At 56.8% G+C, this 14,254-nt stretch carries 11 protein-coding genes and 1 pseudogene; 9 read left to right on the forward strand and 3 right to left on the reverse strand.

Going from position 1 to position 14,254, the window contains the following annotated elements:
• Window positions 1-284, forward strand: a pseudogene (locus tag BO39_RS24105) (transposase); the annotation flags it as partial.
• 176 nt (window positions 285-460) lie between these two features.
• Here the strand turns inward: BO39_RS24105 and BO39_RS24110 are convergent.
• Entirely contained in the window at window positions 461-1,270 is an 810-nt protein-coding gene (locus tag BO39_RS24110; protein ID WP_211257545.1) for a site-specific integrase, read from the reverse strand.
• A gap of 681 nt (window positions 1,271-1,951) precedes the next feature.
• Between BO39_RS24110 and BO39_RS24120 the strand changes: the two genes are divergently transcribed.
• The 6 genes from BO39_RS24120 to BO39_RS24125 all read left to right on the forward strand — a co-directional run bounded on the left by BO39_RS24120 (window position 1,952) and on the right by BO39_RS24125 (window position 9,138).
• Complete coding sequence (locus BO39_RS24120) at window positions 1,952-2,179, forward strand: AbrB/MazE/SpoVT family DNA-binding domain-containing protein (RefSeq protein ID WP_043838440.1); 228 nt, start codon at window positions 1,952-1,954, stop codon at window positions 2,177-2,179.
• A gap of 992 nt (window positions 2,180-3,171) precedes the next feature.
• Complete coding sequence (locus BO39_RS32935; protein ID WP_156963879.1) at window positions 3,172-4,014, forward strand: hypothetical protein; 843 nt, start codon at window positions 3,172-3,174, stop codon at window positions 4,012-4,014.
• Between the two features lie 9 nt (window positions 4,015-4,023).
• On the forward strand, window positions 4,024-6,465 hold the full coding sequence (locus tag BO39_RS31510; protein ID WP_156963880.1) for an ATP-binding protein: 2,442 nt from the start codon (window positions 4,024-4,026) through the stop codon (window positions 6,463-6,465).
• Window positions 6,458-8,266 carry a hypothetical protein gene (locus tag BO39_RS32940; protein WP_156963881.1) on the forward strand — a complete coding sequence of 603 codons (1,809 nt, stop codon included), beginning with the start codon at window positions 6,458-6,460 and terminating at the stop codon, window positions 8,264-8,266. The genes BO39_RS31510 and BO39_RS32940 overlap by 8 nt, the downstream gene beginning before the upstream one ends.
• A gap of 325 nt (window positions 8,267-8,591) precedes the next feature.
• Entirely contained in the window at window positions 8,592-8,750 is a 159-nt protein-coding gene (locus BO39_RS34575; protein ID WP_245615365.1) for a hypothetical protein, read from the forward strand.
• A 22-nt stretch (window positions 8,751-8,772) separates the two neighbouring features.
• Complete coding sequence (locus BO39_RS24125; RefSeq protein WP_245615367.1) at window positions 8,773-9,138, forward strand: recombinase family protein; 366 nt, start codon at window positions 8,773-8,775, stop codon at window positions 9,136-9,138.
• Between the two features lie 174 nt (window positions 9,139-9,312).
• Here BO39_RS24125 and BO39_RS24130 read toward each other — a convergent pair whose 3' ends face one another.
• On the reverse strand, window positions 9,313-11,706 hold the full coding sequence (locus BO39_RS24130; RefSeq protein WP_052402549.1) for a tetratricopeptide repeat protein: 2,394 nt from the start codon (window positions 11,704-11,706) through the stop codon (window positions 9,313-9,315).
• An 892-nt stretch (window positions 11,707-12,598) separates the two neighbouring features.
• Here BO39_RS24130 and BO39_RS31515 point away from each other — a divergent pair.
• The gene (locus BO39_RS31515; protein WP_084698440.1) at window positions 12,599-13,057 is read left to right on the forward strand and encodes a toxin-antitoxin system HicB family antitoxin; all 459 of its coding nucleotides are present in this window, start codon (window positions 12,599-12,601) and stop codon (window positions 13,055-13,057) included.
• Complete coding sequence (locus BO39_RS32945; protein WP_156963882.1) at window positions 13,054-13,224, forward strand: hypothetical protein; 171 nt, start codon at window positions 13,054-13,056, stop codon at window positions 13,222-13,224. The genes BO39_RS31515 and BO39_RS32945 overlap by 4 nt, the downstream gene beginning before the upstream one ends.
• A 42-nt stretch (window positions 13,225-13,266) precedes the next feature.
• Here the strand turns inward: BO39_RS32945 and BO39_RS30380 are convergent, their stop codons facing one another.
• Window positions 13,267-14,130 carry a hypothetical protein gene (locus tag BO39_RS30380; RefSeq protein WP_052402550.1) on the reverse strand — a complete coding sequence of 288 codons (864 nt, stop codon included), beginning with the start codon at window positions 14,128-14,130 and terminating at the stop codon, window positions 13,267-13,269.
• Window positions 14,131-14,254 lie beyond the last annotated feature (124 nt).

The raw sequence follows: 14,254 nt of genomic DNA on the forward strand, positions 1-14,254 counted from the left end.
ATGCTCATCCTCGTCGGCGACAACCCCGAGCGCATCCACTCCGAAGCGGCCCTGGCCAAGCTGTGCGGCGCCTGTCCCGTCCCGGCCTCCAGCGGCAAAACCACCCGGCACCACCTCAACCGCGGCGGCAACCGGCAGGCCAACGCTGCCCTCTACCGCGTGGTCATCGTCCGCATGCGGGCTCACCAGCCCACCCGCGACTACGTCCGGCGGCGCACCGCCCAGGGGAAGAGCAAGCCGGAATCATCCGCTGCCTGAAGCGCTACGTCGCCCGTGAGATCTTTGGCTACTTCTGCCGCCCGGCCCATCCACCCCAGACAGCTAAAGCAACTCCTTGACCGCTATAGGAGCTTCAGTGCCGTCTGGAGGTGATGGAGCACTTGAAAGGGTCTCTGGATTCGGACGAGCTCAACCGGGTTGGCTTCCGCCTATATGACCACTTCCGTGGCGTTCACAGAACCTACAGCCCCACCCTTCCCGCTGCATTGTCCACGAACAGGGACCCGCGCCGGATGTAGCCGCGGAGCACGGGCAGCGACTTGTGCCGGCTCTGGTTCTGGATGTGCCGCTCGGCCACGCCTTCCCGGGCGGCCGTGGTGATGAACCCAGAGCGCAGACTGTGTCCGGCAAAGGTGGTGGGGTCGTAGCCCGCGGCCGCCACCGCTGCTTTTACCACCCGCGCGACGTCCCGGTCCGAGAGGCGGGCAGGGCCGAGGGCGCCGTGCCGGCTGACGCTGTGAAAGACCGCCCCCGCCTCGATGCCGGCCGCCTCCAGCCAAGCCCGCAGCGCCAGCACCGGGCAGGTGCGGGCGCCGTGGCCGAAGGGAATGGCGATCTCGGTCCCGCGGCCCTCCTGGTCGGTCTTGGCGCGGCGCAGGGTGATGACCAGCCCCTCGGCGACGAAGGCCAGGTCGGCCATGTCCAGCGCCACCAGCTCCGACCGCCGCAGTGCCGCGGCAAAGCCGACCAGCAGCAGGGCCCGGTCACGCAGGGCGCGCAGCCCGGGTCGCTTCACCAGGGCGGCCACGGCATCCCGGATTACGTCCGCCACGGCGGCATCCTTCTTCGCCGGTGCGGTGCCGTGGGTGCGGCGGATGCCTTTCATGGTCTCGCGGATGGCAGGGTGGCCGGTGTCGAAGTGGTGGCCGGCCAGGCGGTGGGCCTGTCCGATCGCCACCAGGCGGAGCGAGAGGCTGGAAGCCTTGTGGGTGGGGGCGCGGGCGGCGAGGAACGAGCCCACCGTCTGCGGCAGCGCCGGCAGCGGGTCCAACCCGGCCGCTGCGCACCAGGCAGTGAAGTCCCCCCAGGCGGCGCGGTAGGCGCGGCGGGTGTTCGCGGCCGCGGCCTCGTGCGCGTAGGCCTGCGCCGCGGCCGAGAGGGCAGGAGCGGGGACGGGCAGGCCCGCTGCGGCGGTGATGATCTCGGACAGCAGGGTGGTGTTCTCCAGGGTCAGAAGAGCCGGTCTTGCCGCGGGTCGACGATCGGCCCGCGCGGGCGCCGGCCTGCGGCTGGCGCGGACGGTTCCGAGGCCGGCAAGGCAGGGGAGGAGGCAGGCGCCTCCTCATCCCCTGGCGGTCCGGCCTGGTGCTCGCCCTCCCAAGGCGCGGCCCGGAGCCGCCGGGCGGCGGCGTAGGCAGCCTGCTTCCGCTCCTGCTCGGCGAGCCATGCGGCGCTGACGGGGACGCGGGCGGGGGGTTCAGGCCGGTCCATGCTGCGGGGATCGTAGCCGAGGGTCTAGTGTCCGATAAGATACCGTTGTCGGACACTAGAAAGGAGGCGTTTTGGCAGGTCGTTTTGTTATCGTGCCCAGACTGGGAAGAGGGGAGGATTGCCAGAAGTCGGCAGGCAAAACACCGGTCCGACGCGCTTCACGGGCGGTGGGACAGGGTGTGCCGCAGATTGCCGTGAGCCGGGCGCCATCTATATATTGGTTATTACATAGAAGCGTTCCATGCTGAGCCTGAAGGTTACGACGGTCGGCTCGTCGCCCGGCTTCATCCTGCCCGAGGAGGCGATGGCCTTCCTCAAGGTGCAGAAGGGCGACACGCTCTACCTGGCCGAGGCGCCGGACGGCAGCTATCGCCTGACGTCCTACAATCCCGAGTTCGAGCGGCAGATGCCGCTCGTTAAGGAGATCATGCACGAGGATAGCGGCGTCCTTCGTGCCCTCTCCAAGTAACCACCTGCAGTGGATGAGCATCGAGGTCGCGAGCGCCGTCCATGATCGCTATGTAGATAGCGGTCGAATTCTAGGGCCACTTACCTGCCCCAGGCCGAGCTCACTAGTTCCATAATTTCAGACCCAATTTGCCGTAAAGGCTTGAGCAGATAAGCTCTTGATGCGTCCGCTGCATCTGCCAGGAGCTGGGTAAGTAGCCTGGTTTCACTCTGCCCCGTAGTCTGAAATTGGACCGCCCTACACACCACAAAACCTTGTAATGCTCTCTGCCCGCGAAGTCATTCCTGCCCAATAGCCGCCAATCTCATATCCAGTTTGACAGGAAAATCACAACCTCATAAACATCTCAACGTCAATCGTGCTTAAGAGAAGAGGCTCAAAGCAGAATATTTTTGTCCGTTTTTTTGTGTCTTTTGAAAAACCGTTCAGAGTTGACCATTTGTGCTCCTCGCCATAGTATGGCGCGGAATGCATATTCATGGCTGTAAGGCGTTGGGGGTCTGTCTGTGCCATCTAATCAACTAGCACAACGCTTAAGAGGCCTAGAGCAAAGCAGCAAAGACTATTGGACGTTTAGTGGCCAGGATGTAAGATCCGGCGCTCACAACATTTTCCATTACCCAGCAATGATGGTGCCAAAAGTCCAAGGCACTATTTTGGACTCAATTATAGAAGAATTTCCATCCACCTCGAACGTACTAGACCCTTTTGTGGGATCTGGAACCAGTTTGGTCGAGTGTATGCATCGTGGGCTCGCATTTACCGGAATTGATATAAATCCGCTAGCTGGTCTGCTCAGTCTCGTAAAAGCGCAGCCCAGCGATCCTATTCGTATGAAGAATGGATTTGCCTCACTGTTAAGGCGAATTGCCCTCGATGACCTAGGTATAACACGTCCACCATTTCTGCACCAAGACAAGTGGTTTGAGGAAAGCGCAAGTGTTCATCTCTCGAGAATAGTAAGGTCGATAGAACAAGAGGAAGACCTATCCTTGCGGAGGGTGTTCTGGGTTGGGCTTGCTCGTTGCATTCGATTAGTCTGCAACTCTCGGCAGTCAACATACAAGCTACATCAACGGCCCCGAGAAGACATTGAAAATCGCAACAATAATGCAGCCACCGCGACTTTCACCAATGCGCTAAAAGATGTTATTGCGCAACTTTCCGCTCACCATTCGCAATTGAGTTCCGCAGGACTTTTGAATAAAGAAGGAAAATACGTCAGGAAAGTAAATATAGTAATTGGTCCTGCTCAATCAGTTTTAATCAATACCACTGATGAAAAATTTGATCTGATTGTGACTTCTCCGCCTTATGGAGATAATGGAACAACTGTGCCATATGGTCAATATTCTTATCTGGCACTGCAGTGGATTCCGCTGAGCGACATCTGTGAAAACGTAAACAAAAACTTAGTAGCTAATACTCACTCGACTGATACTGCCAGCTTAGGTGGGTCACTTTCCCAAGCGTTGGAACGTGGCACAAAGACTTGCGGTCATCTTCCTGCCTACCAAGCAGCAATCAAGATATTGGGCACAAATCAAAATGGCGCAAAGCGATTCGCTTCATTCTCAGCTGACTTGGCCCAAACAGCAGCCTTGTTAGCAGAGCGAACGAAATCGGGGGGGCTTCACGTGTGGACGGTTGGTGACCGCTACATAGGCGGAGAAAGAGTACCTACCGGAGAACTTCTTTCGGAGGTACTAAGCGAACACGGAGTCCAGCCACTACACGTCGCCGATCGGCGGATTATAGCAAAAAAAATGGCACTGCGCAATGCAAGTTCCAGAACAATGACAACAGAGCGTATCATCGTTGGGATGAAAGGGTGAACGTCAATAATGGCAACCTCTGACAAACCGCATCTAAAGATTGATTCACATGTCGTAGTTCAGCTTGGAAGCGAACTAATTTCCGACTATGAGCAAGCGATCCTCGAGTTGGTGAAAAACTCGTACGATGGTGACGCCAAAAGATGCAGAATCTACATTGAACCAAATTGGCAGCCAGAGATAAACCACCCATGGCACCAACATCTAACATCTACTCGCCGTGCCGTCGGGCGTATTCGCATCACTGATAATGGTATCGGTCTGTCTGAAGACGCTGTGTCTAATGGATGGTTGACGATTAGCGCATCTGCAAAGCGCGCACTTACAAATGGCACAAAGAAGTTAACCAAACTCGGGAGAACACCAGTTGGTGACAAGGGGCTTGGACGCTTAGCGACAATGCGATTGGGAGATGTTCTGCAGCTCAGAACCATGACTGAAGGAGAAGCTGAAACGCGTAGAACAGCTTTTGCTTGGTCTCAGTTTCAGACTGGCCGCTCTTTAGAGGATGTGCCAGTACTCCAGGACCGCCTAAAGGCGTTTCTAAAGCGTCCTTGTGGAACCGACGTCGAAATACTAGGCCTCCATGAGCAAAACTATTGGATGGATGTCAAGAATATACGTAGTGTTGTAGGTCGTCTCTCTAGCCTTATTAGCCCTTTCAAAAAATTTAAAGATTTTCGGGTGGTGATAAGGGATGAGAACGACACCTATGATTTGCAGGACATCGCTTCAGAAGCCCTAAACCACGCCGCAGCTAAATTTGTTGTGAAATACGACGAGAAAACGCTCAGGATTGAAGCTAGCTTTGCGCGCCCGCTGTTTCGGGGAGCACGAGGCAAACGCGAGCAGGCTATATATGAAAAGCTGCTTTCTCCCAACGCATTGCCAGAAGCCCTCTCTTTCTTTGCGGCAAGCCCGCGCATCCGGCGGCGGAACTTCCGGTCGCACTTGGGTGATGGCAGCGGCTGGCTGTTTTCTATGTCCGACTCCATTGAATGGGGCGACGTCCCAACAGATCCTAAACTTCCCAATGCCAAGGATCCTGGTCCTTTTGAGGCTGAGCTTTACTACTTCCTTTTCAATGAGGAAACTCGTCAACAACTAGTTGCAGCGCAAATCGATGTTGGGACGATTCAGGACATGGCAACGGTTGGAACATACCGTGACGGATTTCGTGTCCGCATGGGTGATGACTGGCTTGGCCTCTCTGAGGGAACTACGTCAGGCGGCTTCTACGAGTTGCGCCCCAAGAACGTTGTAGGTTTCTTTGCACTAACCAATAAGCATAATTCTGGTCTAATTGAGAAATCGGACCGTGAGGGGTTCGTGGACAACGAAGCGTGGCGCGGCTTCATGATGTTGGCCCAGCGAGCCAAGAAGTTCGCCAACGAGGCCCTAGAAAGTGCCCGCACGACGTACAATGATTACTCAAAAAAAGCGGCGCAAGCAGGCCCGGGGGGAGCACTACCCAATCAAGATCCAATAACATTGAGCCAAGTTCAAGCAAGGGATGCACTAGATCGTATTGACAGGGAGGCTGCAAATTTTCGAGCTGTAGTTAGTCGGTCAGTAGGGCTTCTTGCAGATGCAGGTCGTACTCGTAATTCGATTGATACTGTAGATTTTGCAGGTGTAAATGATGAACTTACCACGTCACTTACCAGTGTCAGCAGATCTGCTGATGAGCAGGCAAAAATTTTAGCTCGCCTTGTAGACCAAAATAGTGCGCTGAACGAGCAGAACACACGACTGATCGAAGCCGCAGCTGTAGGCCTAAGTGCACGTACCCTCGCACATGAAATTGCTTCGTATGTAAACCAGATTGATCGTGGAATTCGGGCAGCCTCTCGAGCCCACCAAAGAAACGACAGCTCAGCTTTTGATAAAGCCGTGTTGGGGATCAGTGGCGCGATACGCGAGTTAAAAAAGGTAGTCTCAACTATCGATCCTTTGCTCCCTGGATCAAGATCTTTGAAAGAAAGTTTTCAACTTGCTGAAGGTGTCAGAACATTCTTCTCCCTTCGCGAAAAGCGCCTCGAAGCCGCCGGGGTTAAAGTCAAGATTTCAGGAGGCCCTGGATCCAAGATCCGTTTTGCAGAAACGCGCTTCAATCAGGTTTTGGAGAATTTGCTGCAGAATAGTCTCTTCTGGCTTGCAAACAGTGAACGAGAGACCAAACGCGACAGATATATATATGTGGAAATCAACCAACGTCTTCTCACCTGGTATGATAGTGGCAAAGGAATTAGAGAGGTCGTTGAGGATAGTTTGTTTGATCCGTATGTAACAGACAAGCCCGCGTCTGAAGGGCGAGGACTGGGCTTATTTATTGTCGACGCTTTCCTCAGGTCAGAAAAATGTGAGATCTGGCTGGATCAAGAAAGAAATATGCACGGGCGTAGGTTTAAATTTCAAATCGACTTCACTGGAGCGATGATCCGTGATTGATCTCAGCACAAGGCTTGCAAGCGATCGTATTCGGATTGTCTGCTGCATAGACGACGAAAATCTTCCGAAACCAATTGAAGATGTATCCGAGTTTGCAAGGATTTTCTTGCAAGCGACAGACGACGACCTTGAAAAAATAAGGTTGAGAAGTCCAGTCGTTCACCAAATGATTATGCAAGAAGACGAAGGAGATCTTTTTGCGCGTGCTTCAGAGCTGGAACGCAGTCTCACCGATGCTGTTGATGCAGGAATGGTCAATCTCTCCACTTTGCGGGAGATAGTGCCACAAGTAAAATCGTCGGATGTTTATTCGGTCAAGATATCTGACAGGTTGATCTCCGTTTTCTCGACGACCCAGGTAAAGTTCCTCGCACGGTCGTTCAGTCAGTGGGATGATGAAGCAGACGCCATTCTCGGAGAGGCGTCGGCTGAAAACAGAGTACTTCTTCTAATTGACAGAACGAATGATTTCGAGGCGACAGATACTGATGGTGTCGAAGTATTAGCTGGCCTTTTTCAAAAGCATGCCGGAATTTGCGAGTTTATTGACTGTATAATTCTAACTAGCAAAGCTGAACCAGAGACAGAGTTGTCTGCATCTCAGGAAATCTTTGAGGAGGTGCGGGCCAAGTTGGCAAGCGGGTCTAACAAAGCTCGTAAAGTTTTTGTTTTTTCAAAGTCACGGCTCTCTGCAGACGAACACGAGATTCAGAGTCAGTTCGTAGTTCATTTTGACCGCCTCAAAGCGTCTCGCTTGGGCCGGGAACTTGCTGCCGCTTCTCGTTCGGTTTTAGAATCTGCTGTTGCTGATGCCACCGATTGGCTCCAGGAAGTATCGCTTCCTGAGTTTCATTGGTCTGTTTTCAGAAGTTCAGAACAAGAAGGTGCATCGGAAATCCAAACCTTGCTGCGACTAGTGTCCCTTAAGCAGGGCTTGCATTTGGAACGCAAATTCATGTCTGATAATCGCATAATAAGCGCGGTTGTGGGTTTGCGAGAGATTCCTCCTGAACATGTTGCTCACGCGGCATCTCCAAAAGAACTTGAGATGATGAGAAAACTTGAATTCGAACGTGAGGGGCCTCACATAAATTCTTTGCGGCAACCAATAGGGTGTGGTGATGTGTTCCTGATTAGTGGAGAAGACGGAAAGAGTCCACCTAGGGAAGCGATCCTACTTGGTAATCCTTGTGATATGGTACTTCGTGCAGATGGTAAGAGGACGGCAACGTTTGGTCTGCTTGTTCCTATTGAGAGATCCAGCAAGGATCAGGACAAAAAAGACAATAATGGCAAGGAGAGAAAGGACGATGGTCGCGGGAAGTTGGCAATTGTTTTCGAAACTGGTGATAGGCCGACAGACACGCGCTATGTAATTCGGCCGAACAAGATGGCTACCGTGCCTCTTTCCGTTCTTGATCTTGTATGGATGAACGATGATGGAGTGGCTCGCTTACCTGCAGAGCCGGATATATCCAATAGTCTATTGAGTCTGTCCCAAAAGCGAGCTGCGTCGAAATTCAGGCCAAATGACGATCGACGTTTTCCAAACTTTGAAGTGTTCGGTATTCCACTTCAGGCAAAGAAGCGAGATGTAAAACTTCCTGGAGGGAAGAACACTAAGACTTTAGATTATTCGGTACAAAGAACATGGCGACTGACGGAGGAGTATGCGGCAGCAGCCTTGCTTGCTTTTGCTCAAACAATCTCACGTCCTGCTTTCGGTCACGATTTTATTCGGGGCTGGAAGGTTCAGGATGAACCAATCTCAAGTTCAGAGTCTGCCGTAGAAGTCGAATGATGGAATTTTTCATTATTATTCGATCAGGCAGATGTATGCGGCTCGTGATGGTCTAACTCCTCCCTTAATGTACCCGGCTTCTATGCGGGATAACACTCAGTGAGCATCTCTCTGTATATTTGCGAACGGAGGGGTGCTCCTCAATAATGGCTGCATTAGTGTGGTTCCTTTTTATCTTCACTTTCAAATCACATTCAAATTGCGTCATTCGGAATAAACTCAAACTCATTGCGAAGTGATTGTTCCTCTTGCACTCCCTAGATCACGATTCATCAAACGGACTTCCAGATTTTGAAACGGCAGCGGCAAGGGCGGAATCGCAGCCATGTCCGCCCCCGCCGGCCCGCGCTTCGTCGCCTACTATCGCGTCTCAACCGACAAGCAAGGGCGCTCCGGCCTCGGCCTCGACGCCCAGCGCGGGCCTGTCGCCCGCCAGGCCGCAACCTTCGAGGAGGTGGAGAGCGGCTACCGCCGCGCTCGCTGAGTGCCGCGCCTGGCGCGCCGTTTTGCTGATCGCCAAGCTCGACCGCTTGGCGCGCGACGTCCACTCCCTGCTCGGCTTGGAAAAGGCCGGTGCCGATTTCATCGCCGCCGACATGCCGCACGCCAACCGCCTTACCGTTGGCATCATGGCCCTCGTTGCTGAGGAGGAGGCGCGCACGACGTCCGGGCGGACCAAAGCTGCACTCGCGGGGACGAAGGCCAGGAGGCGTGCGATCGGGAAATTCAAGGCTCGGGTTAAGCGACGCAGCTACCGCGGCTGGTGCACGGGCGGCTTGGTCAGCGCAGGCGGCACTGCGAGCGGTGAAAGTTGCGCCCTATCTCGCCGCCGCACGGCGCGCCGGCGCGACTTCCCTGCAGCAGCTCGCTGACGCGCTCACCGCACGCGGCGTGCGCGCACCGCGCGTCGGCGAGTGGTGACGGCCGTGGCAAGTAAGGCGCCTGCTCGATAGAGTGTCCGGCTGATTGGTTTGATGAGGAACGCCTGTCAGGACTGGCCCCACTCCAAAGCACTGGGAAACCGGGTTTGCCCGTCTCAGTGAACATCAGGAGCAGGTTGATGAGCTAAGGCCATAGTGCGCCTGCAATGCCGCTGCCTCGTCGGTACGGCCAAGCGCGGCGAGGGCATCGACGGTGACGCGCGCCGAGTCCACGGTCCAAAGGTGCTGCGATCCAAGCGCCTTCTCATGGATTGCGAGGGCAGCGTTGCCTTCTACCTGGGCTGCCTCAAGGTCGCCCGCGGCGAGCAGTAGGCGTGCAAAGTTGCTTCGGAACCGCCCAGTGTGGGAATGCTCAGGGCCGCTCGTCCGCTCCAAGATCGCCAGTGCACGCTTGAGGAGCGGATGCGCTCCTGCGAGGTCCCCCTGATCTCTTAGCAGAAGGGCGAGGTTGTTGAGGCTCACCGCCGTGTAGGGATGCTCCGGACCAAGCGTGCTTTCCTTAATTTGCAGGGCGCACTCAAAGAGAGACCGCGCCTCGGCGAGGTCACCCTGGTCCCGTAGCAGAAGGGCAAGGTTGTTGAGGCCCGAAGCTGTGTCAGGATGCTCGGGGCCCAGTACTCGTTTCCGGATTTCCAGCGCACGCTCGAAGAGAGGCCGTGCCCCGGCGAGGTCACCCTGACCTCTTAGCAGAAGGGCAAGGTTGTTGAGGCTCATCGCCGTGTCGGGATGCTCCGGACCGAGCGCGTTCTCGCGGATCAGCAACGCGCGCTCGAAAAGTGGCCGCGCCCCGGCGAGGTCACCCTGCTCCCGAAGCACGAGAGCGAGGTTGTTAAGGCTCATCGCCGTGTCGGGATGCTCCGGACCAAGCGTGTTCTCGCGGATCAGCAGCGCGCGCTCATGGAGCGACCGCGCTTGTGCATAGACCCCGAGTGCCCCGTGCCGGTATTCCGCGAGGCAGTTCAAGAGCACGCTAGCCGGCCCCTTTGCGTCCTCTGACAACCCAGCCGCACTCTCGACCAGTGCCAAGGCCAGCGTGTCCAGCCGCCGTGCCCGGGGCCAAGTCTGTGGATCGTGGTACACCTTCTCCGGATAGACCGCGGCCAGGGCTGTAATCAGCGTACGTCGTGCAGCCTCTCTCGCCTCGGCTGCCGGCCGCGCCGCAACGACCTCCCGCACCAGCCGATGTAGGCGGACTGTTTCCGTCAGCACCCCTGACTCGCGCTCATCCGCGATCGTCTCGCGGTCCACTAGCGCGAAGGCCCGCAGCGCCGCCAGTGCTTCGTCCAACTCTTCACCTTTGAGCAGCGAGGCAAGCGGCTCGCCCAAGGCTTCCCGCCCCTCCCGGAGCAGGAACAATGGGATCGGCTCCGGCGCCAGTAGCGCCATGTGCACGATCAGCGGCTCGGCGGCAGGGTGCACCTTCGCTGCCTCCTCGATCGCCAAGCCGAAGGTCCGTGCTACCGTCAGGCCGTCGTGGTATTCAGTCGGGGCGTCACGCTGAGCATCGAGCAGTTGCGTCGGTGCCGCTGCAAAGCGTCGGCCATACTCGGCAAAGCCAATCTCCAGCCGTGCGCAGTAGGCGGCGGCCTGTTCATGCGCCAGCGGCAGGCCGCCCAGCGCGTCCGACAGCGCCTCGGCTACCTTCCGCTCTGCCACGCGGCCGGTTCGGGCGATCAGGTAGTCGGCCCCTACGGTTCCAGGCCAGACGAAGATTTCGACCGGCTGGGCCACACCGCGCCAATCATAGGCGTTGGAGGTGACGAGAATCCGGGCCGCGCCGCCGCGCGGCAGGTGCGGCGTCAGACCCCGCGCGTCGAGAGCGTTGTCGTAGAGAAGCAGGATGCCCTCCCCCTCGTGCCGTAGCCGCTCCACGACTGTGGCAAGTGCCGGGTCCTCGTTCTCCTCGGCGCCGACCCAGCCGAGCCGCACGCCCAGTGCCACGATGTCGGCGCGCATCGTGGATTCGGTCTGCGCCCGGACCCACCAGGTCGCGCGATAGTCGGAGCGGCGCCACTCGGCGTAGGCGGCCGCGAGTACGGTCTTGCCCACGCCCCGCATCCCATGCAGCGCCGTGATGGCGACGCGCCCCTCGTAGCGGCCGAGCGCCGCATGAATCTCCGCAAGTGCGTCGTCGCGACCTATAAAGTGAGTTGGCACACGGACCGGGATATTAGACGCCGCAAAGGCCCAGGCCGGCGGCTCGGTGCCGGTTGCCTCGGCGAAGGCGATCAGGAAGGCGTTCCGCTTCAGCGCATGGCGCGGGTCGTTGCCGAAGAAGGTGTCGGCGAGAGGAGTGGCGTCCTTCGGCCGGATGCTACCGTTACAGTAGTACTCGATCGTCCGGCGGGAGGCGACGCCGATCTCGTAGGCGAGCGCGTCCGAGCTCCACGCCCCGGTGCCTCGCTTGCCTGCCGGGCGGGTGCCAACCCGCATATGGTGACGCAGCAGGGCCGCGAAGCCGGCGGCAGGGGAGCCTTCAGGGGCCGGCGAGAGGGCCATTGCGCATCATTTTCGCGGCGATTGCCAAAGCATACCCTCAATCAGAAGGCCGTCTCCAGAAAGGGTTACGGCCATGTCCCTCCTCCTTTGCATCGTCGAGATCGTGACGATCAACCCGCAAGCGTTCCTATATTACGTCCAGGCGGTCGCCTACGCTCTGGCGTTCTGGGCCACCCGTTGCGAGCGCCACACCCCCTGCCTAGTGTATCTGACCTCCTGCTTAGTGCACGTGGCACTTGGCGTGCTCCACCACCTGTCACACGGCTAATCATCAGCCGTGTGCCGCAGCAACGGTGGTGAGGTGCCAACTGAGGGTCTAGACGGAACGCTTGCTGCCCGGCTGGCATGCGGGCTGCGGCTTCTGATGAAGTCGGTCGGTGATTCCGACGCCATGCGGCCGGCCTTCCGGCGGGCCGCAGGTGCGCCTGCAGGGCAGCGCCGACCTGATCGGCGAAGAGTGCCCAACCGGGATTCGCCTGCATGGCGTCGTAGGCCGGGGCGACCTCGTCATACAGCCAGCGCTCGACCGCGGCGTCGCGCTCGCGCAGGGCACGGAGGCCGGCACGGACCACCTCGCTGGTCCAGGCGTAGCCGCCGCCGGCGACGAAGCTCATCCATGTAGCGGGCTTGGTCAGCCGGCAGACTGACGGTGCGCTTTTCGGCGGTGAAAATGAACGGCAACGCTTGGGCCGACGGCATGAAGATATCATACCAAAGGGTCTGGCCGCGAGCATCCTAAGTACCTGACAACGGACATTATCATGCAAGATTGCTTAGCTCGGCTGCTCGCCTGGGCTGGCTAACAACTCTCTTCTTTACCTGACGGCAAGTGTTGACACTTGCCGTCACCTGATGCACACTTGACGGCATATGAAATGTGTCGGGGGGCTAGATGGCTCACAGGTGCAAAAGGATTATTGACGGCAAAACCTATAATACTGAAACAGCAACTGAGATCGCCGGATGGGACCACACCCTTGAAGAATATCCCATCACGTCGGGCGAGTATCTCTACAAGAGCCGTTACGGGGCATTCTTCATCTACAGCTATGCCGACGACGGCCCGGAAGGTCCAGAGCAGGATTTAAGGCCGATCACACCCGAGGAAGCTCGGAAATGGTTGGAGAAACACCGTTCGTGGGATGTTGATCTCTACGAGGCCCACTTTGGTAAAGTTCCCGAAGCCGGTTCTGGTGAGACAAAATTCACCCTGCGTCTTCCGGACAGTCTTCGCAACAGACTAGCCGCCCGCGCAAAAGAGAACGGCCAGTCCCTGAACGCCTGGATGGTGCGCTGCCTCGAGCGTTGCGCGGCGCCGCCGACGACGTCGAAGCAGAAGGTAGGGCGATGAACGACCCGCCAGACTTCGATTTCGCATTCGGCAAAGGGCGCTATTTGAAAGGTCGAGGCTGGCGCGGAATTGTCGCACTAGCCTTGCTCTTGATGATCCTGCTCATCGCTGCCGGAATAGGGATTCCTCTGCTCCAAGGCGGCTTAAAGCTCCCCCGCATTCTCTAAATACCTTCTTCGCATTCGGACAACCTTAAGACGCATCAAGCTCTAATAATCGCCCATTTCAGCCCACATCAACGCCTGTCGCTCTCTTTCGAGTTCTTCTAGAGGCACATCCATTATTTTGAATTCAAGATTATACATTGGTATTTGCCAAGCATTGTAGATTCTATCCACGTCGTCATTCGTTGCCGCGTCAGATTGCAGATGTTCCTGAACAACGCGCTCCAGCATCTTCCTTGTCAGCCCACGGGCTTCTGTGCTCGATTCTTCGGATTTGAACTCCAGTGTTCCCCAAGTTTCCGATACCGCTACTAAACCCTTGCTACTAAATAAGCCTAGTGCTGATAGGGCTTCGGTGGTTTGCAAAGCATACGGCATCATCGGGGGAAACATTGATCTATAACCTGCCGGCTCATTCCAACTCGGCTTTTCATCCTCGTAGGCTTCAATATCGGCGTAAAGCAGACCTTCGCGCCGTGCGACATTCCAGTTCGGGAGAATGTACTCCCCCATATCACCCTCAAGATAATGAGCTCTTCTTTGATTATCAACATATCGTCGGAGGTCATTCACATCCATTGGCTTCCAAGATTGGGCTTCTGCGTAGATCAGCCGCGCCAAGTGATCGTAGAAATTGCCGATGATTTGCCCCATTTTAGAATTGATGAGGCTTGGGGGGCATCGCACAGCGTCCATGAGGATAAGTGCCTTTGCAGCCTCCTCTTCGGCAAAACCTGACAACACTTCGCTTTCGCGTGGACTGTCTTTGAGGCTCTCCGCCGCTCGCCAAAATCCGCGTGCACTTTCGAGAATGATCGGAAGCCCTTCCGCAATAAGATCAAGCCGCTCATTTGCCGACATCTGGCAGAGCAGCTTAGCGCGGCGCATCCCGAAATTCAGCTTCGACATAAGTTGTACCTCGTATCTCGCCTACACTCGGCCTTGATGCTCCTGTAACGGTCGAGGGTCTACCGAAGCCGTTTGGTACCGTGTAGGCGCCGCAGAGTTTGGCTAGAGCGGCTTCGGATTGAAT

The organism is Roseomonas aerilata DSM 19363, assembly GCF_000711725.1.
Lineage (GTDB): Bacteria > Pseudomonadota > Alphaproteobacteria > Acetobacterales > Acetobacteraceae > Roseomonas > Roseomonas aerilata.